At 52.7% G+C, this 22,304-nt stretch carries 18 protein-coding genes; 9 read left to right on the forward strand and 9 right to left on the reverse strand.

Annotation, left to right across the window (positions count from 1 at the left end; genetic code table 11):
• Positions 1–133 precede the first annotated feature (133 nt).
• Positions 134–1,336, reverse strand: a complete 1,203-nt coding sequence (gene pncB, locus E1B03_RS09790; RefSeq protein ID WP_103768957.1) for a nicotinate phosphoribosyltransferase — start codon at positions 1,334–1,336, stop codon at positions 134–136.
• A gap of 266 nt (positions 1,337–1,602) precedes the next feature.
• Between pncB and pepN the strand changes: the two genes are divergently transcribed.
• Positions 1,603–4,215 (forward strand): aminopeptidase N, encoded by a 2,613-nt coding sequence (gene pepN, locus E1B03_RS09795; protein WP_133086113.1) that lies wholly within the window; start codon positions 1,603–1,605, stop codon positions 4,213–4,215.
• Positions 4,216–4,311: 96 nt separating this feature from the next.
• On the opposite strand, the gene ssuB is transcribed toward pepN, so the two are convergent.
• From ssuB to ssuE, 5 genes are read right to left on the reverse strand one after another with little or no spacing between them, the layout of a single operon-like run.
• Complete coding sequence (gene ssuB, locus E1B03_RS09800; protein ID WP_103768959.1) at positions 4,312–5,079, reverse strand: aliphatic sulfonates ABC transporter ATP-binding protein; 768 nt, start codon at positions 5,077–5,079, stop codon at positions 4,312–4,314.
• Positions 5,076–5,867: an aliphatic sulfonate ABC transporter permease SsuC gene (ssuC, locus tag E1B03_RS09805; protein WP_133086114.1), complete on the reverse strand. Its 792-nt coding sequence runs from the start codon at positions 5,865–5,867 to the stop codon at positions 5,076–5,078. Before ssuC ends, ssuB begins: the two co-directional genes overlap by 4 nt.
• A 10-nt stretch (positions 5,868–5,877) precedes the next feature.
• Complete coding sequence (gene ssuD, locus E1B03_RS09810; protein WP_103768961.1) at positions 5,878–7,023, reverse strand: FMNH2-dependent alkanesulfonate monooxygenase; 1,146 nt, start codon at positions 7,021–7,023, stop codon at positions 5,878–5,880.
• Entirely contained in the window at positions 7,020–7,994 is a 975-nt protein-coding gene (locus tag E1B03_RS09815) for a sulfonate ABC transporter substrate-binding protein (protein WP_103768962.1), read from the reverse strand. The genes ssuD and E1B03_RS09815 overlap by 4 nt, the downstream gene beginning before the upstream one ends.
• Positions 7,987–8,562 carry an NADPH-dependent FMN reductase gene (gene ssuE / locus E1B03_RS09820; protein ID WP_133086115.1) on the reverse strand — a complete coding sequence of 192 codons (576 nt, stop codon included), beginning with the start codon at positions 8,560–8,562 and terminating at the stop codon, positions 7,987–7,989. Before ssuE ends, E1B03_RS09815 begins: the two co-directional genes overlap by 8 nt.
• Before the next feature lie 243 nt (positions 8,563–8,805).
• Between ssuE and pyrD the strand changes: the two genes are divergently transcribed.
• Together pyrD and zapC are read left to right on the forward strand one after the other, a co-directional pair.
• Positions 8,806–9,816 (forward strand): quinone-dependent dihydroorotate dehydrogenase, encoded by a 1,011-nt coding sequence (gene pyrD, locus E1B03_RS09825; RefSeq protein WP_133086116.1) that lies wholly within the window; start codon positions 8,806–8,808, stop codon positions 9,814–9,816.
• Between the two features lie 165 nt (positions 9,817–9,981).
• Positions 9,982–10,524 (forward strand): cell division protein ZapC, encoded by a 543-nt coding sequence (gene zapC, locus E1B03_RS09830; protein ID WP_016152473.1) that lies wholly within the window; start codon positions 9,982–9,984, stop codon positions 10,522–10,524.
• On the opposite strand, the gene E1B03_RS09835 is transcribed toward zapC, so the two are convergent.
• On the reverse strand, positions 10,521–11,627 hold the full coding sequence (locus tag E1B03_RS09835) for a YcbX family protein (protein ID WP_133086117.1): 1,107 nt from the start codon (positions 11,625–11,627) through the stop codon (positions 10,521–10,523). The two genes, zapC and E1B03_RS09835, sit on opposite strands and share 4 nt — an antisense overlap.
• Positions 11,628–11,725: 98 nt before the next feature.
• Here E1B03_RS09835 and rlmKL point away from each other — a divergent pair, with 98 nt between their 5' ends.
• The 6 genes from rlmKL to rmf all read left to right on the forward strand — a co-directional run bounded on the left by rlmKL (position 11,726) and on the right by rmf (position 19,652).
• On the forward strand, positions 11,726–13,834 hold the full coding sequence (rlmKL, locus tag E1B03_RS09840; RefSeq protein ID WP_103768966.1) for a bifunctional 23S rRNA (guanine(2069)-N(7))-methyltransferase RlmK/23S rRNA (guanine(2445)-N(2))-methyltransferase RlmL: 2,109 nt from the start codon (positions 11,726–11,728) through the stop codon (positions 13,832–13,834).
• Between the two features lie 12 nt (positions 13,835–13,846).
• The gene (locus E1B03_RS09845) at positions 13,847–15,754 is read left to right on the forward strand and encodes an ABC transporter ATP-binding protein (protein WP_133086118.1); all 1,908 of its coding nucleotides are present in this window, start codon (positions 13,847–13,849) and stop codon (positions 15,752–15,754) included.
• 15 nt (positions 15,755–15,769) lie between these two features.
• Positions 15,770–17,023, forward strand: a complete 1,254-nt coding sequence (pqiA, locus tag E1B03_RS09850; protein ID WP_103768968.1) for a membrane integrity-associated transporter subunit PqiA — start codon at positions 15,770–15,772, stop codon at positions 17,021–17,023.
• A gap of 4 nt (positions 17,024–17,027) precedes the next feature.
• A complete protein-coding gene (gene pqiB, locus E1B03_RS09855) occupies positions 17,028–18,668 on the forward strand; it encodes an intermembrane transport protein PqiB (protein WP_103768969.1) in 1,641 nt (546 codons plus the stop codon).
• Positions 18,665–19,228 (forward strand): membrane integrity-associated transporter subunit PqiC, encoded by a 564-nt coding sequence (pqiC, locus tag E1B03_RS09860; protein ID WP_006685230.1) that lies wholly within the window; start codon positions 18,665–18,667, stop codon positions 19,226–19,228. The genes pqiB and pqiC overlap by 4 nt, the downstream gene beginning before the upstream one ends.
• 256 nt (positions 19,229–19,484) lie before the next feature.
• Positions 19,485–19,652 (forward strand): ribosome modulation factor, encoded by a 168-nt coding sequence (gene rmf / locus E1B03_RS09865; protein ID WP_003035871.1) that lies wholly within the window; start codon positions 19,485–19,487, stop codon positions 19,650–19,652.
• A gap of 166 nt (positions 19,653–19,818) precedes the next feature.
• Here rmf and fabA read toward each other — a convergent pair whose 3' ends face one another.
• Positions 19,819–20,337: a bifunctional 3-hydroxydecanoyl-ACP dehydratase/trans-2-decenoyl-ACP isomerase gene (gene fabA, locus E1B03_RS09870; protein ID WP_003035875.1), complete on the reverse strand. Its 519-nt coding sequence runs from the start codon at positions 20,335–20,337 to the stop codon at positions 19,819–19,821.
• 68 nt (positions 20,338–20,405) lie between these two features.
• On the reverse strand, positions 20,406–22,166 hold the full coding sequence (locus E1B03_RS09875) for an AAA family ATPase (protein ID WP_103768971.1): 1,761 nt from the start codon (positions 22,164–22,166) through the stop codon (positions 20,406–20,408).
• Between the last annotated feature and the right edge of the window lie 138 nt (positions 22,167–22,304).

Below are 22,304 nucleotides of genomic sequence, written 5' to 3' on the forward strand. Positions count from 1 at the left end.
ACATGTCCACCCGTAATGGGGGGAATACCTATGTTACCTGGCATCTGCAATCAGACAAGCAGAATTCGTAGCTGGAGTGAAAGATTTCGGAAATAAACGCGAATAAGGGAGCCAAAATGGCTCCCGGGAAGGCTTAACTGGCTTTTTTGATATGCGGGAGATCGAAGGCTTTGCGCAGTGCGCGAACAAACGCTTTATCGTGGCAGATGGTTTTACCCGGGCTGTCAGATAATTTCGCCACCGGTTTGCCGTTGCACTCTACCAGCTTGATAACGATATTGAGTGGCTTTACCTGGGGAATATCGCATGTTAGCCGTGTCCCAATACCAAAACTCAACTGCACGCGGGAAGAGAAGTGGCGGTAGAGCTCAATCGCTTTTTTCAGATCGAGATTATCTGAAAACACCAGCGTTTTGCTCAGCGGATCAATACCCAGCTTTTCATAATGCGCGATGGCTTTTTCACCCCATTCCACCGGGTCGCCTGAGTCATGGCGTAAACCCTGGTAGCGGGTCGCAAACTCAACGCCAAAGTCGCGTAAAAACGCGTCCATGGTGATGCAATCAGTCAGCGCAATGCCGAGTTGGTCAGGATATTCATTTAACCAGGCGGCCAGAGCCACGCGCTGGCTGGTGGCAAGTTCAGGGCTGATCTGCTGATGAGCCTGGAACCACTCATGCGCCTGCGTACCCATTGGGGTTAATGACAGGCGACGGGCCAAATCGTAGTTGCTGGTGCCAACAAACCAGGACTCTTGCTGCAGGCGTTTAACGATAGCCTGCTGTACTTCGCGAGAAAAACGACGGCGCGTACCAAAATCCATTAGATGGAAGCGGGACATATCGACATCTTTCGTTAAAGCAGAGAATTCTACTAGTTTACTTTCCAGCTCATCGAGTGCCTGTGGCACGCCTGATTCGGGCGAACGGTAACGGTGCACCAGTTCACTGATAACCGCCAACAGCGGAACTTCCCACATGATCACTTCACGCCAGGGCCCGGTTAAGCGGATGTTCAGCTTACCGTTATCATTAGTGACGTGAACTTGTTCCGGGTTATAGCGGAAATCACGTAGCCAGGTGAGGTAATCAGCCTTAAAGAATGGCAGGCCGGAGAGCCACTGGTACTCATCCTCCTGCAGTCGCAGGTGCTGCATAGCATTCACCTGCTCACGAATTGAATCGGCATAAATACCGAGCAGGTCATCGCCACGGCAACGAAATTCAGCCGCTACTTGCACATCATAGTAGTGGTGAAAAACGGCTTGCTGCATATGCAACTTATAAGCGTCTGTATCCAGCAGCGAGTGCAGAACAGGAGAAGCGAATTGTGTCATAGGTGCGCAGTAGCATCCTCTCACGGGAGCGTTTAGTACAATAAACAACTAAGAAAACCGCTGGAGTATACCCTGTTTAGCGATTTATTGAACCCCGATCACACCATAAGCTCTCTTTCTGGTCGAGGGCAATTCGTGCCACGTGTTATAAAAATGTAGCAAAAAGGGTGTTTGTGCCTGAAAAGATGAACATTCTGCGTAGCGCGATTTACGCAACAGGAATAGACTGAAGCCGAGACTCTATTAAAGATGCTAAAGGTTTTTTTATGACACAACAGCCACAAGCCAAATACCGTCACGACTATCGTGCGCCGGATTACCAGATTACTGATATTGACTTGACCTTTGACCTGGATGCTGAAAAAACCGTGGTCACAGCAGTGAGCCAGGCTGTCCGTCATGGCGCGTCCGATGCGCCCCTGCGCCTGAATGGCGAAGATCTGACCCTGGTGTCGATCCACGTGAACGACGAACCGTGGACAGTGTATAAAGAAGAAGAGGGCGCTCTGGTCATTAACCAACTGCCAGAACGTTTTACGCTGCGCATCGTGAATGAAATTAGCCCAGCGTCCAATACCGCGCTGGAAGGACTGTACAAGTCCGGCGACGCGCTGTGCACCCAGTGTGAAGCGGAAGGTTTCCGCCATATTACCTGGTATCTCGACAGGCCTGATGTCCTGGCGCGTTTTACCACCAAAATTATCGCCGATAAAACCCAATATCCGTTCCTGCTCTCCAACGGTAACCGCGTGGCACAGGGGGAACTGGAAAATGGTCGTCACTGGGTACAGTGGCAGGATCCGTTCCCGAAACCGTGTTATCTGTTCGCGCTGGTAGCCGGCGATTTCGACGTTCTGCGCGACACCTTTACCACCCGCTCCGGGCGTGAAGTGGCGCTGGAACTGTACGTCGATCGTGGCAACCTTGACCGCGCGCCGTGGGCGATGACCTCGCTGAAAAACTCCATGAAATGGGATGAAGAGCGCTTTGGCCTCGAGTATGACCTCGACATTTATATGATTGTCGCCGTGGATTTCTTCAACATGGGCGCGATGGAGAATAAAGGTCTGAACATCTTTAACTCCAAATATGTGCTGGCACGTACCGATACCGCCACCGACAAAGATTACCTCGATATTGAGCGCGTTATCGGTCACGAATATTTCCACAACTGGACCGGCAACCGCGTGACCTGTCGCGACTGGTTCCAGTTGAGCTTGAAAGAGGGGCTAACCGTATTCCGCGATCAGGAGTTCAGTTCCGATCTCGGCTCACGCGCGGTAAACCGTATCAGCAATGTGCGCACCATGCGTGGCCTGCAGTTTGCCGAGGACGCCAGCCCAATGGCGCATCCTATCCGCCCGGATATGGTTATCGAAATGAACAACTTCTATACCCTGACCGTGTACGAAAAGGGTGCTGAAGTTATTCGTATGATCCACACCCTGCTGGGTGAGGCTAACTTCCAGAAAGGAATGCAGCTGTACTTTGAACGTCATGACGGCAGCGCTGCAACCTGTGATGATTTCGTTCAGGCGATGGAAGATGCGTCCAATGTCGATCTCTCGCATTTCCGCCGCTGGTACAGTCAGTCCGGTACGCCGATTCTGACCGTGCGTGATGACTACAATCCGTCAACTGAGCAGTACACGCTGACTATCAGCCAGCGCACGCCGGCTACGCCGGATCAGGCCGAAAAACAGCCGCTGCATATTCCTTTCGCCCTTGAGTTGTATGACAACGAAGGAAAAGTGATCCCGCTACAAAAAGGCGGGCACCCGGTGAATTCCGTACTCAACGTTACCCAGGCAGAGCAGACGTTTGTCTTTGATAACGTCTACTTCCAGCCGGTTCCGGCGCTGCTGTGCGAATTCTCCGCGCCGGTAAAACTGGAATATAAATGGAGCGATCAGCAACTGACCTTCCTGATGCGTCATGCGCGTAACGATTTCTCTCGTTGGGACGCGGCGCAAAGCCTGCTGGCAACCTATATTAAGCTGAATGTTGCCCGCCATCAGCAGGGGCAGCCGCTGTCGCTGCCGGTACACGTGGCCGATGCATTCCGTGCGATTTTGCTGGATGAGAAAATCGATCCAGCGCTGGCGGCTGAGATCCTGACGCTGCCTTCGGTGAATGAAATTGCCGAACTGTTTGACATCATCGATCCGGTGGCGATAACCGAAGTTCGCGAAGCGTTAACCCGCACGCTGGCGGCCGAGCTGGCGGATGAATTCCTTGCCATCTATAACGCTAATCATCTTGATGAGTACCGCGTTGAGCATGCCGATATTGGCAAGCGTACGCTGCGTAATGCCTGCCTGCGTTTTCTGGCCTTTGGCGAAACCCATCTGGCGGACACGCTGGTAAGCAAGCAGTACCGTGAAGCGAACAATATGACCGATGCGCTGGCGGCGCTGTCGGCGGCAGTGGCGGCGCAACTACCGTGCCGTGACGCGCTAATGCAGGAGTATGACGATAAGTGGCATCATGACGGTCTGGTGATGGATAAATGGTTTATCCTGCAATCCACCAGCCCGGCGAGTAACGTACTGGAAACGGTACGTGGCCTGCTGAAGCATCGCTCTTTCAGTATGAGTAATCCGAACCGAATCCGTTCGCTGATTGGTGCCTTTGCGGGTAGCAATCCGGCGGCATTCCATGCGGAAGATGGCAGTGGTTATCAGTTCCTGGTCGATATGCTGACTGAACTCAATAGCCGTAATCCGCAGGTGGCGTCACGTCTGATTGAGCCGCTGATTCGCTTAAAACGTTATGATGCAAAACGTCAGGCGAAGATGCGTGCGGCGCTGGAACAACTGAAAGGTCTGGAGAATCTCTCCGGCGATCTGTTCGAGAAGATTGACAAAGCGTTAGCCTGAAACGTTGACCTGTAGTTTAGTAGGCCGGATAAGGCGGTAATGCCGCCATCCGGCAAAAGGCCCGGGAAGCGCTACCGGGCCTTGTTTTCTGAGTGGTTATCCATGTCGAAGGATCGGTTGTTCCGTCTCGCCGCGTTTCATAACCCGGTTCAACACTTCCGCTTCCAGTTCGGCTAACCGCACCGATCCCAAACGGCGGGGGCGCTGAATATCCACGGTCAGATCCAGCCCGATTTTGCCATCCTCGATCAACAGCACGCGGTCTGCCATCGCAACGGCCTCACTGACATCGTGCGTCACCAGCAGCACCGTAAAGCCGTGATCCTGCCACAGCGAGACAATCAGCTCCTGCATTTCAAGGCGGGTTAAGGCATCGAGCGCGCCGAGGGGTTCATCCAGCAGCAGTAGACCGGGGCGATGAATTAAAGCCCGCGCCAGGGCCACACGCTGTTTTTGGCCTCCGGACAGAGCGGCAGGCCATTCCTGAGCACGACTCTCAAGTCCAACTGCGGCCAGCGCATCTCGGGCCGCTCCGCGCCAGTGACCTTTCAGACCCAGGCCCACGTTATCGATAACCGTCTTCCATGGCAGCAGACGCGCGTCCTGAAACATCATTCGCGTATCATCCTGAATATCTGCCAACGGGGTAGTACCGGCAAGTAATGCGCCTGAGGTGGGAGACTCCAGCCCAGCCAACAGACGCAGCAACGTACTTTTTCCTCCGCCGCTGCGGCCAACCACAGCAACGAATTGTCCGGCCGGAATATGTAAATCTAACTGATTGAGCACCGTATTGGCGGCATATTGTTTCGTCACGGCGCTCAGCAACAGCGGCGTGCCCTGATTCAAGCGAGCGGTATTCATACGGTAGCCTCCTTCATATGGTAAGCCGGGTTCCAGCGCAGCCAGATCCTCTCCAGTAATTGGGCGCTGATGTCGGCAAGTTTGCCGAGCAGGGCGTAGAGAATAATGGCCACCACGACCACATCGGTTTGCAGAAATTCGCGGGCGTTCATCGCCAGGTAACCAATACCGGCATTGGCTGAAATGGTTTCTGCGACGATAAGCGTCAGCCACATCAGTCCGAGAGCAAAACGTACACCGACCATAATTGAGGGCAGGGCACCGGGGAGGATCACATGAATAAACAGTGAAAAACCAGATAACCCATAGCTGCGCGCCATCTCTACCAGCCCACGATCGATATTACGGATCCCATGCCAGGTATTGATATAAATTGGGAACAGCGTCCCCAGGGCGACGAGAAAGATCTTGGCGGATTCATCAATGCCGAACCACAAAATCACCAGTGGGATCAGCGCCAGATGCGGTACGTTACGTAGCATCTGTACCGAGGTATCCAGCAAGCGTTCTCCCCAACACGACAGACCGCTAATCAGTCCAAGCGTCAGGCCAATCGACCCACCGATAGAGAATCCGACCAGCGCGCGCCAGGAGCTGATCGCCAGATGCTGCCAAAGTTCGCCGCTGGCAGAAAGCGTCCAGAAGGCTTCGACAACGCCCTCCGGAGAGGGCAGGATGCGGGTGGAGAGCCAGCCCATTGATGATGCGAGCTGCCAGAGCGCCACCAGACCTACCGGTAAAAACCAGGGCGCGAGGCGCAATAACCACCTGTTTTTCGGCGTTGTCATTTGTAGCTCCTTAGCTTTGCGCGACTTTGCGCGGGATAAATTCGTTTGCCACCGCTTCGCCTTGTTGTTGCAGGCGCTGTGGCTGCGGAATTTCTGGTATAGCGACATCCAGATGCGGGAACAGCAGTTCGCCGACCTTGTATGCCTCTTCCAGATGCGGATACCCGGACAACACAAAGCTGTCGATTCCCAGTGCTGCATACTCGTTGATACGCGCCGCGACCGTCGGACCATCTCCGACCAGCGCGGTACCCGCGCCACCGCGTACCAGTCCAACACCTGCCCACAGGTTCGGGCTAATTTCCAGTTTGTCGCGTTTACCGTTGTGCAGTGCCGCCATTCTCTGCTGACCAACCGAATCTGTTCTTGAGAAGGCGGCCTGGGCTTTGGCAATGGTATCGTCATCCAAATGAGCTATCAGGCGATCTGCTGCCTGCCACGCCTCTTGCGTTGTCTCCCGTACGATCACATGCAGACGAATACCAAAGCGGATCTTGCGCCCAAGCGCCGCCGCTTTGGCCCGTACCTGTTCAATCTTCGCTTTCACCTGTTCAGGCGGCTCGCCCCAGGTCAGATAGAGATCAACCTGCTCGGCAGCAAGGTCTTGTGCGACATCAGATGAGCCGCCAAAATAAAGCGGTGGTCGGGGTTGTTGTACGGGAGGGAAAAACAGCTTCGCGCCGCGGACATGAATATGTTTGCCGTTGAAATCCACCGTTTCACCTTGCAGCAAGCGTCGCCAGACCTGAGTAAATTCAGCAGAAGCTTCATAACGCTCGGTGTGATCGAGGAACACGCCGTCACCAGCCAGCTCCTGCGGATCGCTGCCGGTTACCAGATTAAATAGCGCCCGGCCATTTGAGAGCCTGTCGAGCGTTGCCGCCTGCCGTGCGGCGACCGTCGGCGAGGTTACGCTTGGACGCAGCGCGACCAGAAACTTTAATCGCTGGGTGACCGGGATCATCGAGGCGGCGACCAGCCAGGCATCTTCGCAGGAGCGACCGGTTGGGATCAGAACACCGGTAAATCCCAGGCGATCGGCCGTTTGCGCAATTTGTTGCAGATAACCGTGATCGACCGGGCGCGAACCTTCTTCTGTCCCCAGATAATGGCCGTCACCGTGGGTGGGTAAAAACCAGAACATATTCAGACTCATAATTTTTCTCCTGCCTGCTGAGTGGGGTGCCAGATACGCTGGCGAATGTCGATTTTTTTCGGCACCAGCCGGTTGTCATAAAACAGATCGGCGGTTTGCTGTTGCAGGGCGGCAACAGAAGCGCTGACGGGCGTAATGGTGGTTGGCGGGCGGTGATCCAAATAAGATGCAATGACCGGCTCAGGCAGGCCCATGGTTTTAGCCAGCAGGGAAATGCTTTGCTGGCGCTGGCTGAGGGTTAACGCATCGGCCTGGCTAAAGGTATCCAGCACGCCAAGTACAAAAGCGCCATTTTTCTCGGCATAAGGACGTGCTGCGAGATAAAACGAACCGGTCTGTTTGAGGTCTGAGCCGTCTTTTAGCACGCGAACATCACCTTGCAGTAATGCGGCGGAATAGTAGGGATCCCAAATAGCCCACGCATCAACGTTTCCTTGCTGGAAGGCCGCTCGCGCATCGGCAGGGGTCAGATAAGTCGGTTGAATATCGGTAAATTTCAGCCCGGCCTGTTGCAGCGCACGGAGCAGTAAATTGTGGGCGCTGGAACCTTTCTGGAAGGCGACTTTATGTCCTTTAAGCTGCGCGACGCTCTGGATTGGGCTATTTTTCGGTACCAGAATTACTTCGGCTTTCGGTTTGGGCGGTTCAACGCCTACATAAACCAGATCGGCTCCGGCGGCCTGGGCGAAAATCGGCGGAATGTCACCAGTACTGCCGAGATCGATACTGCCGATATTGAGTGCTTCCAGCATTTGCGGCCCTGCCGGGAACTCGACCCACGAGATTTTAGTCTGCGGATAGCGTTTCTCGAGTAGCTGATGACTTTTAGCCAGCACCATACTGACGCTTCCTTTTTGATAACCAATACGCAGGACATCGGGGGCCGATTCTGCGGCATGCGCCAGGGTTGACAGTGACAACATCCCAGTCAGTGCCAGCCATGACGTGTGACGCTTGAGAAGATCAAACATGGGCGGCACCTCGCAGGGCGTTCAGTTGAGGAAGTTGGACATCGCGACGATGCAACGCCAGCCAGAAGGTGTCGAGCGCACTGTCCAGGCGTTGCTGCAGGTTGGGTGTAAACTGCGGTTTATGCTGATAATCGATGACCTGCGAATCATCGGCAAACACGCCGTGTAGGATCTCCTGAGCTTTTAATGCGCTCAGCACCGGTTTCAGTGCGTAATCGACGGCCAGCAAATGCACCACGCTGCCGCCGGTCGCCAGCGGTAAAACTACTTTTCCTTCCAGCGCCCGCTCCGGGAGCAGATCGAGCAGCGTTTTTAATGCGCCAGAGTAAGCGGCTTTATAGACCGGCGTGGCGACAATCAGCCCGTCAGCATCTTGTAGTTGTTCGATAAATGTCTTCAGCGCCGGACTGTCGAAACGGGCATAGATCAGGTCTTCTGGGGCAAAGTTGTGCAGATTCCAGTGAAAGACTTCAACATCCTGGTCGTTCAGTTTTTCTCGGGCATATTCCAGTAACGCGCTGGAGCGAGAGGGAAAGCGAGGGCTTCCCGCCAGAGTAATGACGCGCATAATTTCAATCTCCCCTTATAACCAATTGTTCGCTTTTATTTAACATTGATAACAATTTATGCAGTCTGGCAGAGAGGCTTTGTTTATCGAAATGATTTATACGGGATAGAAAAGTTGGAAATTGAATAAAAAAGCAGGGGCGAGGAAAACGATTGCTATTTATTGCCGCAGGTCAATTCCCTTTTTGCTCGCGATCGCACATAATACGCCCCCGGTTTGCACACCGGGAATCCAGGAGAGTTCATGTACTACCCCTTCGTTCGTAAAGCCCTTTTTCAGCTCGATCCAGAGCGCGCTCATGAATTGACATTCCAGCAATTACGTCGCATTACCGGCACGCCGCTCGAAGCGCTTGTCCGCCAGAAAGTACCCGCAAAACCGGTTACCTGTATGGGGCTGACGTTTAAAAATCCGCTCGGGCTTGCTGCCGGACTGGATAAAGACGGGGAGTGCATTGATGCGCTCGGAGCGATGGGATTTGGCTCCATTGAGATTGGTACCGTCACGCCGCGTCCTCAGCCGGGTAACGATAAACCGCGTCTGTTCCGTCTGGTGGATGCGGAAGGTTTGATCAACCGCATGGGATTCAATAACCTCGGTGTTGATAACCTGGTCGAGAACGTTAAGAAATCACATTTTGACGGCATTCTCGGCATTAATATAGGTAAGAATAAAGATACTCCGGTAGAAAACGGCAAAGATGACTATCTGATTTGTATGGAAAAAGTCTATGCGTATGCCGGTTATATCGCGATTAATATCTCTTCACCGAATACGCCGGGATTACGCTCGCTGCAATACGGTGAAGCGCTGGACGATCTGTTAACGGCAATTAAAAATAAGCAAAATGATCTGCAAGCGATCCACCATAAATATGTTCCGGTGGCGGTAAAGATCGCGCCGGATCTTTCTGTGGAAGAACTGATCCAGGTTGCTGACAGTTTAGTTCGCCATAATATTGATGGCGTAATTGCAACTAACACCACTCTCGATCGTTCTCTCGTTCAGGGAATGAAAAATTGCGATCAAATGGGGGGCCTGAGCGGTCGACCATTGCAATTAAAAAGTACAGAAATTATTCGCCAGTTGTCTCAGGAATTAAAAGGTCAGTTACCGATTATTGGCGTTGGCGGTATCGACTCGGTGATTGCCGCGCGCGAGAAAATAGCGGCCGGTGCAAGCCTCGTACAGATTTATTCAGGCTTTATTTTTAAAGGCCCACCGTTGATTAAAGAAATCGTCACCAATATCTGAATGCTACCTTAATCACAATCCAGGGCTTTATTTCTGGCCCTGGTTGTTTTATATTCCTTTACTGTTGCTTATTTAAACATTCTGAGCTTTTATTATTAGGGCAATAAACGAAGCGACAAATGGATACTGTCGTAACGGCGATGATTAAGGAAAGGAGAGAGACTGATGCGAATTAAACCCGACGATAACTGGCGCTGGTATTATGATGAAGAGCACGATCGTATGATGCTCGATTTAGCCAATGGCATGTTATTCCGTTCGCGTTTTGCTCGTAAAATGCTCACTCCTGATGCATTTTCCCCATCGGGATTTTGTGTTGATGACGCCGCGCTTTATTTTTCCTTTGAAGAAAAATGTCGCTACCTGGATTTAGCCAAAGAGCAAAAAGCGGAACTGGTACTTAATGCGCTGGTGGCAATTCGTTATCTTAAACCGCAAATGCCAAAAAGCTGGCATTTTGTCGCCCACGGTATTAACTGGTCGCCGGTCGTGGGTGACGCTGCCTGTGTTGATTTAAGCGATACTGACGAGCAGGTAAACCTGTTAGTGGTTGAACCGGGAGAAAACGCCGCGCTTTGTCTGCTGGCACAACCTGGCGTGGTGATTGCCGGGCGCACCATGCAGCTTGGCGACGCAATTAAAATCATGAATGACAGACTGAAACCGCAGGTTATTGCCGACAGTTTCAGCCTTGAACAGGCGGTTTAGCTCTCCAGCCTGATTGTCGTTTTGGGAACGCAACTGCAGCACAGAATCGTCCCGTCATCACCAATCGCTGATTTTTTTAGCGGACTCACTTCGCCTTCCAGCAGTCGAATTCGACAACATCCGCAAATTCCAGCCCGGCATGAATAGGGAACCCGGATACCCTGGTTTTCCAGTTGTTCAAGCAATACCTGCTGATTATTTCCGCGAAAGGTCTGCCCCTGCCAGTCAATAAGTACCGTGGCGTCAGGCTGTTGTTCAGGCGCAGTATCGTCTGATTCGGCTGCACCGTACGCTCTGGCGGGACCGGTTGCCAAAACTTCGACCTCATCGCCAACGCGAATAACGCCACTGTTGCGCGCGATAAGATTCTGGCCGAAATCAACGTCGCCGTTATCCACCGCGGTCCGGAAGGTTTGCAGCGTGGTGAGCGGCTCGCCGGACGGATGTTTTTGGCCTTTTTCTGGGCTAACGGTCGTGAAAATGCACCGGCTACAGGGTTTTGCTACATCAAAGATGACGTCGCCAATCCGAATCACTTTCCAGGTATCTTCTTCCCAGGCGCCAGCCCCCGAAACCACCAGATTGGGGCGAAACTGTTCCATTTTGACGCTTGCCGGACAGCGCTGCTGCACATCGCGCAATGACGCTTCGTTAGTTAAAAGGTAGGGATAACCATCGGCAAAGGATAAAGGAACATCATCGCGGCGCTTTACTCGGCGCGTCAGCTGCGGACCAACCCAGCGTAGCTGTACGTCACGGGAGAAAAAACCGCTAAGCCACTGGTTGATGGCCGTTGGCGCAATACGCGCGGTAAAATGGTTTCCCCATACTTCCGTCGGCGCATCCTGGCTCGCGAAATCGGCAAATCGCACGAGCGCGCTGCTGCCGTCTGGCGCCGCGAGATGCAGTCCATCATGGAAAGGGGAAGGGGTAAAGCGGACCATTTGCGGGAACTGTCGGGCGGTAATGAACGTCCCGTCAGGTTCGGTAATCATAAATATACGATCAAAGGCAAGACCGCTAACGTCTGCCAGGGCATGCGTGAGCCCAATTCCACGCATTGATTTAACCGGATGAATAAAAAGTCGGGTCAACGTTACCACTGCACAGCCCCTTGAACGAAAATAAGCCTTCAACTTTATGACATACAGCCCATATTAGCTATAATGCGCAGCAATTTTCCAGGAGTAAAAGTGACATTATGAATTCTCTGTTTGCCAGTACGGCCCGTGGGCTGGAAGAGCTGTTAAAAACTGAACTTGAAAACCTCGGCGCGCTGGAGTGTCAGGTCGTTCAGGGTGGGGTCCATTTTAAGGGCGACACGCGGCTTGTTTACCAGAGCCTGATGTGGAGCCGCCTGGCCTCGCGCATTATCCTGCCGATGGGAGAGTGCAAGGTCTACAGCGATCTTGATCTGTACCTCGGCGTTCAGGCTATTGACTGGACAGAGATATTTAATCCCGGTGCTACGTTTGCGGTGCATTTCAGCGGCCTGAACGAGACCATTCGTAACAGCCAGTATGGCGCACTGAAGGTCAAGGATGCGATTGTTGATGCCTTTACCCGCAAAAATCTGCCGCGTCCGAATGTGGATCGTGAATCTCCGGATCTGCGCATCAACGTCTGGTTGAACAAAGATACCGCCAGCATCGCGCTCGATCTGAGCGGTGACGGTTTGCATCAGCGTGGTTACCGCGATCGCGCGGGTCAGGCACCGATTAAAGAGACGCTGGCCGCCGCTATTATTATGCGTTCTGGCTGGCAGCCGGGCACACCGTTACTCGATCCAATGTGCGGCTCCGGTACGCTGCTGATTGAAGCGGCGATGTGGGCAACCGATCGTGCGCCGGGCCTGCACCGTGGGTACTGGGGCTTCAGCGGTTGGGCACAGCACGACGAAGCCGTCTGGCAAGAAGTCAAAGCTGAAGCACAGGTGCGCGCGCGTAAAGGTCTCGCAGACTACACCTCGCACTTCTATGGATCTGACAGCGATGCGCGCGTAATTGAAAAAGCACGCAGTAACGCCCGTCGCGCCGGTATTGCCGATCTGGTGACGTTTGAAGTTAAAGATGTCGCCAAACTGAGCAACCCGTTACCGAAAGGACCGTACGGGACGGTTATCAGTAACCCGCCATACGGCGAACGTCTGGATAGCGAACCGGCGCTGATTGCCCTGCACAGTCTGCTGGGCCGTACAATGAAAAACCAGTTTGGCGGCTGGAATTTGTCGCTGTTCAGCGCATCTCCGGATCTGCTCAGCAGCCTGCAATTACGTGCCGACAAGCAGTTCAAAGCGAAAAACGGTCCGCTGGATTGTGTCCAGAAGAACTATCACGTCGCAGAGACTACCGTGGACAGCAAGCCTGCTACGGTAGCGGAAGATTATGCTAACCGCCTGCGCAAGAATATTAAGAAGCTGGAAAAATGGGCGCGCCAGGAAGGGATTGAATGCTATCGCTTATATGACGCTGACCTGCCGGAATACAACGTTGCAGTGGATCGCTACGGTGAGTGGGTCGTGGTTCAGGAATATGCCCCGCCGAAGACGGTCGATGCACAAAAAGCACGTCAACGCCTGTTCGACATCATTGCCGCAACGCTGTCGGTACTGGAAATCGCGCCTAATAAACTGGTGCTGAAAACCCGTGAACGCCAGAAAGGGAAGAATCAGTATCAGAAGATGAATGAGAAGGGTGAATTCATTGAGGTAAGCGAGTACAACGCGCGCCTGTGGGTCAACCTGACAGACTATCTTGATACCGGTTTATTCCTCGATCACCGTATTGCACGCCGCATGCTGGGCCAGATGAGTAAGGGTAAGGATTTCCTTAACCTGTTCTCCTACACCGGCAGCGCCAGCGTACATGCCGGACTGGGCGGTGCGCGTAGCACTACGACGGTTGATATGTCGCGTACCTACCTGGAATGGGCCGAACGTAACCTGCGACTGAACGGCCTGAGCGGTCGCGCTCACCGTTTAATTCAGGCCGATTGCCTGGGCTGGCTGCGCGATGCCAATGAACAGTTTGATCTGATTTTCATCGACCCGCCGACGTTCTCTAACTCAAAACGTATGGAAGACTCGTTTGATGTGCAGCGCGATCATCTGGCGCTGATGAAAGATCTGAAACGTCTACTGCGTAAGGGCGGCACGATCATGTTCTCCAACAACAAACGTGGATTTCGTATGGATCTCGACGGTCTGGCTGAGCTGGGACTGAAAGCACAAGAAATTACTCAAAAAACGCTTTCCCAGGACTTTGCCCGTAACCGTCAGATCCACAATTGCTGGCTGATTACCGCAGCCTGAAAGGATAAATAAATGTCATTGATCAGTATGCATGGTGCATGGCTGTCGTTCAGCGATGCGCCACTTCTTGATAATGCAGAACTGCATATCGAAGATAACGAACGCGTCTGTCTGGTTGGCCGTAATGGCGCAGGCAAGTCGACGCTGATGAAGATCCTGAATCGTGAGCAGGGTCTTGACGACGGACGTATTATTTATGAGCAGGACCTGGTTGTGGCGCGTCTGCAGCAGGATCCTCCGCGTAATGTCGAGGGCAGCGTCTATGACTTCGTTGCCGAAGGTATTGAGGAACAGGCCGAGTATCTCAAGCGTTATCATGATATTTCGCGTCTGGTGATGACCGACCCGAGCGACAGAAATCTGAATGAGATGGCGCGGGTTCAGGAAATGCTCGATCACCACAATCTGTGGCAGCTCGAAAGTCGCATTAATGAAGTGCTGGCGCAGTTGGGACTGGATCCTAACGCCGCGCTTTCTTCGCTTTCAGGCGGTTGGTTGCGTAAGGCGGCGCTGGGTCGCGCATTAGTGAGCAACCCGCGCGTACTGCTGCTGGATGAACCAACAAACCACCTGGATATCGAAACCATCGACTGGCTGGAAGGGTTCCTGAAAACCTTCAATGGGACAATCATTTTCATTTCCCACGACCGTTCATTTATCCGCAATATGGCGACGCGCATTGTCGATCTTGATCGCGGCAAGCTGGTGACCTATCCGGGGAACTACGATCAGTATCTGCTGGATAAAGAGGAAGCGTTGCGGGTAGAAGATCTCCAAAACGCGGAGTTTGATCGCAAGCTGGCCCAGGAAGAAGTCTGGATCCGTCAGGGTATCAAAGCGCGCCGTACCCGTAACGAAGGCCGCGTGCGTGCGCTGAAAGCCATGCGTCGCGAGCGAGGCGAACGTCGCGAAGTAATGGGCACAGCGAAGATGCAGGTCGAAGAGGCGAGCCGCTCCGGCAAGATTGTCTTCGAGATGGAAAATGTTGATTACCAGGTTGATGGAAAGCAACTGGTAAAAGATTTCTCCGCGCAGGTGCAGCGTAGTGACAAGATTGCCCTAATCGGACCTAACGGCTGCGGCAAAACCACGCTGCTGAAGCTGATGTTAGGTCAGCTTCAGGCTGACAGTGGACGCATCCACGTCGGAACCAAGCTGGAAGTGGCGTATTTCGATCAACACCGCGCCGAGCTGGATCCGGATAAAACCGTGATGGACAACCTTGCTGAAGGTAAGCAAGAGGTGATGGTTAACGGCAAACCCCGCCACGTGCTGGGCTATCTGCAGGACTTCCTGTTCCATCCGAAACGCGCGATGACGCCAGTACGTGCGCTCTCCGGCGGGGAACGAAATCGCCTGCTGCTGGCACGACTTTTTCTAAAACCCAGCAATCTTTTGATTCTCGATGAACCAACGAACGATCTGGACGTCGAAACGCTGGAACTGCTTGAAGAGTTGATTGATAGCTATCAGGGTACCGTGCTGCTGGTCAGCCACGACCGTCAGTTTGTGGATAATACTGTTACCGAATGCTGGATCTTCGAAGGCGGCGGCAAAATTGGTCGTTATGTCGGCGGTTATCATGACGCGCGCAGCCAGCAAGCGCAGTATGTGGCGTTTAAACAACCGGCCACGAAAAAAACAGAGGAAGCCGTTGCTCCTAAAGCAGAAATTGTCAAACGCAGCACGAGCAAACTAAGCTATAAACTGCAGCGCGAACTGGAACAGCTCCCCGCGCTACTTGAAGAACTGGAAGCTAAACTGGAAGCATTACAAGCCCAGGTCGCTGACTCCGCTTTTTTCAGTCAGCCGCACGAGCAAACGCAACAGGTATTAGCTAATCTGAACGAAGCGGAACAAGAACTTGAGCAAGCCTTTGAGCGCTGGGAGTATCTTGAGTCTTTGAAGAATGGCGCATAATTTAAAGGAGCACATATGTGCGAACATCACCATGCCGCGAAGCATATTTTGTGTTCGCAGTGTGACATGCTGGTGGCGTTACCTCGCCTTGAGCATGGTCAGAAAGCGGCATGTCCACGATGTGGCACTACGTTAACGGTTGAGTGGGACGCGCCACGGCAGCGTCCTACCGCCTATGTGTTAGCAGCATTATTCATGCTGCTTCTCTCAAACCTCTTCCCCTTTGTGAATATGAACGTCGCAGGGGTGAGCAGCGAAGTCACGTTGCTGGAGATCCCAAGCGTTCTCTTTTCGGAAGATTACGCCAGTCTCGGCACCTTCTTTTTATTATTCGTACAACTGGTTCCCGCATTTTGCCTGCTGACTATTCTGCTGCTGGTAAACCGGGTGGAGATGCCCGGCAGACTTAAGGCACGGCTTGCACGTGTTTTGTTCCAGTTAAAAAGCTGGGGGATGGCAGAAATCTTTCTCGCCGGCGTGCTGGTCAGCTTCGTTAAGCTTATGGCTTACGGCGATATCGGCGTGGGCAGCAGCTTTATTCCGTGGTGCTTCTTTTGCGTTTTGCAGTTGCGTGCGTTCCAGTGCGTTGACCGTCGCTGGCTGTGGGATGATATTGCGCCAATGCCGGTGATTAAGCAGGCCTTAACTCCAGGCGTGCCTGGCATAAGGCAGGGACTGCGTTCATGTTCCTGCTGCACTGCTATTCTTCCCGCTGATGAACGAGTATGCCCGCGCTGTCAGACGAAAGGTTATGTGCGGCGTAAAAACAGTCTGCAATGGACGTTGGCATTACTGTTTACGTCGATCATGCTTTATCTGCCAGCCAATATTCTGCCGATTATGATTACCGATCTGCTCGGGTCAAAGCTGCCGTCAACGATACTTGAGGGGGTGGTTTTAATCTGGAGCGAAGGCTCTTATCCGGTGGCTGCGGTTATCTTTATCGCCAGTATTATGGTGCCGACGTTGAAAATGATCGCCATTGCCTGGCTATGCTGGGACGCCAAAGGGCACGGCAAACGCGACAGCGAACGTATGCACCTGATTTACGAAGTTGTGGAATTTGTCGGTCGCTGGTCAATGATCGACGTCTTTGTGATTGCGGTACTCTCTGCGCTGGTGCGCATGGGAGGGTTAATGAACATTTATCCTGCAATGGGTGCTTTGATGTTTGCTTTAGTCGTCATTATGACAATGTTTTCTGCGATGACATTTGATCCGCGTCTGTCGTGGGACCGTGAACCAGAACCAGGCCATGAGGAGTCCTGACAGCATGGAATCTAAAAGTGGGGAAGCCAAAGTGCAAAAGGTAAAAAACTGGTCGCCCGTGTGGATATTCCCTATCGTCACTGCACTCATTGGCGCGTGGGTTCTGTTTTATCACTACAGTCATCAGGGGCCACAGGTCACGCTGATTACCACCAATGCCGAAGGTATTGAAGGGGGTAAAACGACGATTAAGAGCCGCAGCGTGGATGTCGGTATCGTCGAGAGTGCAACCCTGACGGATGATTTGACCCATGTGGAGATTAAAGCGCGTTTAAACTCCGGAATGGAAAAGCTGCTGCATAAAGATTCGGTCTTTTGGGTGGTGAAACCGCAGGTTGGACGTGAAGGTATCAGTGGACTCGGCACGCTATTGTCCGGGGCTTATATTGAACTGCAGCCTGGCAATAAAGGCAGTAAGCTGGAAAATTACCAACTGCTGGATTCACCGCCGCTGGCCCCGCCAGATGCAAAAGGGATCCGTGTGATTCTGGACAGCAAAAAAGCCGGTCAGTTGAGCCCAGGCGACCCGGTGCTGTTCCGTGGATATCGCGTAGGTTCGGTTGAAACCAGTACATTTGATGCGCAAAAACGTACAATCAGCTACCAGCTTTTCATCAATGCGCCTAACGATCGCCTGGTGACCAGCAATGTGCGTTTCTGGAAAGACAGTGGGATCGCCGTTGATCTTACCTCGGCAGGTATGCGCGTGGAAATGGGGTCGCTCTCCACGCTGTTTGGCGGTGGCGTAAGTTTTGATGTGCCAGAAGGCTTAGAGCAGGGCGAGCCGGTCGCGCAGCAGTCAGCGTTTAATCTTTATGACGATCAAAAAAGTATTCAGGACTCCCTGTATACCGATCATATTGATTATCTGATGTTCTTTAAAGATTCGATTCGTGGCCTGCAGCCTGGCGCGCCGCTGGAATTCAGAGGTATCCGGTTGGGGACGGTAAGCAAAGTACCGTTCTTCTCACCGAATATGCGTCAGGTGTTCAACAATGATTACCGCATACCGGTGCTGGTGCGCATCGAACCAGAACGTCTGAAGGCGCAGCTGGGAGAAGATACTGATGTTGGTGCTCATCTGGCGGAACTGCTTAAACGCGGATTACGGGCATCGCTGAAAACCGGGAACCTGGTGACCGGCGCGCTGTATGTCGATCTCGACTTCTACCCGAAAGAACCGCCAATTACCGGGGTGCGCGAATTTAACGGCTATCAAATCATTCCGACCGTGAGCGGCGGTCTGGCGCAGATCCAACAACGTCTGATGGAAGCGCTGGATAAGATTAACAATCTGCCGTTGAACCCGATGATTGAACAGGCAACCAGTACGTTGTCCGAAAGCCAGCGCACGATGAAGCACCTGCAAACCACGCTGGATAACATGAATAAGATCACGTCCAGCCAGTCGATGCAGGATCTGCCGGCGGATATGCAGAACACGTTGCGTGAACTGAATCGTAGCATGCAGGGCTTCCAGCCGGGATCTGCCGCCTACAATAAGATGGTGGCGGATATGCAACGTCTGGACCAGGTGCTGCGTGAACTACAACCGGTACTGAAAACGCTGAACGATAAGAGCAATGCGCTGGTGTTTGAAGCGAAGGACAAAAAAGATCCAGAGCCGAAGAGGGCGAAACAATGAAAAAGTGGCTAGTGGTGATGATGGCGGTCTGGCTGACGTCATGCAGCTCCAGCGGAGAAAATAAAAGCTATTACCAGCTCCCTATCGCGCAAGGGGGCGTTCAGAGCACCGCCAACCAGGGTAATCGTCTGCTGTGGGTCGAGCAGGTTGCTGTGCCTGACTATCTGGCGGGTAATGGGGTGGTTTACCAGACCAGCGATGTTCAATATGTGATAGCTAATAACAATCTCTGGGCCAGCCCTTTAGATCAGCAATTACGCAATACTCTGGTGACGAACCTTAGTATGCAGTTGCCTGGATGGGTCGTCGCTTCGCAGCCGCTGGGAAGCACCCAGGATACACTGAACGTCACGGTGACCGGTTTCCATGGCCGATACGATGGCAAGGTTATTGTGAGCGGTGAATGGTTGCTGAATCATCAGGGGCAACTGATCAAACGTCCATTCCACATCGAAGCTGTACAGACTAAAGACGGCTACGATGAGATGGTGAAGGTTCTCGCCAACGCCTGGAGTCAGGAAGCGACGGCCATTGCTCAAGAGCTGAAACGCATCCCTTAAGTTTAAATAATTGTAAATTATGCCGCCCTTGGCTCATGGCCCGGGGCGGTTTTTTTTATTTTTTTAGCCGCGGAGATAACTGTTCTGACTGATTTTTTTTGTACAAATGATTTAGCGGGTAGCTCACAAATATGACACTGGCGTGAATTTTGCGCATTGACGAGCCTGATGTTTAGGGGTATTCGTTTAGTGTGATTGCACACTTAGTAATCACTGTTTTCTTTTCCACCAGAACTAAAGATGAGGGAAACGAGGCATGAAGAGACAAAAACGAGATCGCCTGGAACGGGCACATCAACGTGGTTATCAGGCCGGCATTGCCGGACGCTCAAAAGAAATGTGTCCCTATCAGACGCTGAATCAAAGGTCATACTGGCTGGGAGGCTGGCGAGAAGCCATGGGGGATAGGGTGTTAATGGCCTGATTCTGTCTCTTTAGATAAAAGAAACCTCCGCAGTGCGGAGGTTTCGCCTTTTACAGACCTGAGTAAGTACCGTAGGCCGGTGAAGGCGATTACGCTATCATCCGGCAATGACACAGCCCTTAAGGGAGGCGTCAGGCATGCTGTCAGGTCTGTAGACTGTCTGCGATTAGAACGCAGAAGTGTCCTGGAACAGGCCTACTTTCAGATCGTTTGCGGTATAGATCAGACGACCATCAACCAACACTTCACCATCAGCCAGGCCCATGATCAGGCGACGGTTAACGATGCGTTTGAAGTGAATGCGGTATGTCACTTTCTTCGCCGTCGGCAGAACCTGGCCGGTGAATTTAACTTCGCCTACGCCCAGCGCACGGCCTTTACCTTCGCCGCCCAGCCAGCCGAGATAGAATCCAACCAACTGCCACATCGCATCCAGACCCAGGCAGCCCGGCATCACCGGATCGCCGATAAAGTGGCATCCGAAGAACCACAGGTCCGGGTTGATATCCAGTTCAGCTTCAACATAACCTTTGTCAAAGTTACCGCCGGTTTCTGTCATCTTGATGACACGGTCCATCATCAGCATGCTCGGTGCAGGCAGTTGTGGCCCTTTTGCGCCAAACAGCTCACCGCGACCAGAGGCAAGAAGGTCTTCTTTTGTATAGGATTCGCGTTTATCTACCATGTTCTCTGTAAGCCTTATCTTATTGAAGCACGCAGGATAGCTAACACGTGTACGCTGAACAAGTCCGATCAGTTCGGAATAATCCAGTTCAGCCAACGTAGCGGCCATGGAAAACGGTGACGACCTTCCTGTTGCGTTGCCGTAGCAATACGCTCCTGGATAGTTTGCATCAGCGTTGTCTGGCCTTCACCATCCCAAACCAGATTTAATAACAGTGGCAGCGCATCGGTCACGTCGTCCACCGCCCAGATAGTGAATTTTTCTTCTTCTACGGCCTGTAACAGTGCGGGTTGCAGGCTCAGGTGTCTGACGTTAGCAGTAGGAATGATAACGCCCTGTGTGCCCGTCAGCTCACGCTGCTGGCAGATGGCGAAAAAACCTTCAATTTTCTCGTTCAGACCACCCACAGGTTGTGCCCGACCAAACTGATCGACAGAACCGGTAATCGCGATACTTTGATTAACAGGCACGTCGGCGAGGGCGCTAATCAATGCGCACAGTTCTGCCATAGACGCGCTGTCGCCATCCACTTCACTGTAGGATTGCTCAAAGGTCAGTGAGGCAGAGAAGGGGATTTGCTGCTCAAGCTGGAGTTCCGACATCAGGAACGCCTGCATAATCATCATACCCTTCGCGTGAATATTTCCGCCGAGCTCGGCTTTACGCTCAATATCCGTAAATTCGCCATCGCCAATATGAACCACACAGCTGATACGTGAAGGCTCACCAAACGCGCGTGGATGTCCAGGAAATTCAATCACCGACAGGGCGTTGATTTGGCCAATGCGCTCGCCCTCCGTCTCAATGAGGATCTGTTCCTGCAGGATCTCATCCTGCATGCGTTCGGCGAGATAACCTTCCCGCCATTCGCGCTGGGCCAGCATCAGGCTGAACTGCTCAGCGTTGCAGGTTTCGCCCTCGCATAACGGGGCCACTTCTTTGAACTGGCGGATTATCCACAGCGGGTTAAGCGGCAACGTATCCTGTTCGCCGGTGTAGCGCACGGCTTCACGGATCAGCACTTGCCAGGCATCAGGGGCCGGGTAGGGCAAATGGTTGCGCATAGCGGTATGCGTCACCCACTGACACCACTGCGTCATGGTTTCGGCATCCACTATCTGCAGATTATCTTCAAACTCGCTGTAAATAGCCTGCTCAGCCAGTTCTGGCTCCATGTCCTGAAAGTCTGCCAGCGATTCACGCTCACCGACTAACACCACTTTTAGCTTAAGCGGCATAGGTGGAACGGAGACGGGCAGTGGGCGAGACTCATCAAAAGCCACCCAGTCAAAACGCTCGTGGCTGACAATGGCTTTCAGGCGCATCCATAACAGCGGTTGAGCCAACAGCGTGCGCATCGAAATAACCAGCACACCACCGTTGGCCTGATGTACAAGTCCTGGCTGCAGAGTAATTTCGCCGTTGAACTGACGCAGGCAGCCAAACAGTTGTTCGGCTTCAACCCAGTCAGCGCTGACTACCTGAGTTAACGTCGCAAAATTGTCTTCTGCTTTCTCAGCTGTACGATAGCGGATAGTGTGACCGGAAATATCATAATGACCTCCGGTCAGGTTTCCGCCATCCGGGTGTAGCGTACGTGCAGCTGCTGTAATAAGGTTGAGGAACTCAAGCTCTTCCGGCGCTTTTACCAGCATGAACGAGGATGTCGTCCAGTGCTGAAGAAGCTGCTCTAGCGCGAATTGTAACCGCGGCTGAGTATCACTAAGTAAGGTATCGGTGTCGTCAGTGACGTGCGGCTGTGCAAATACTTCCTGATAACTGTCGGTATCAGGAACCAGATCACGCCATGCAAGTTTCGTAATGGTCAAAGTTGATGTTTTTTAGTCTGTTGTAAAAAACGAGATTATACCGTAACCAGCATCACTGCACACGTGGAAAGCGCCGTGAAACGGATGTGATGACGCGCGACAGTTCACAGGCTGGATATTCTTTTCTTCAGATACCGA

Source organism: Citrobacter arsenatis, assembly GCF_004353845.1.
Lineage (GTDB): Bacteria > Pseudomonadota > Gammaproteobacteria > Enterobacterales > Enterobacteriaceae > Citrobacter > Citrobacter arsenatis.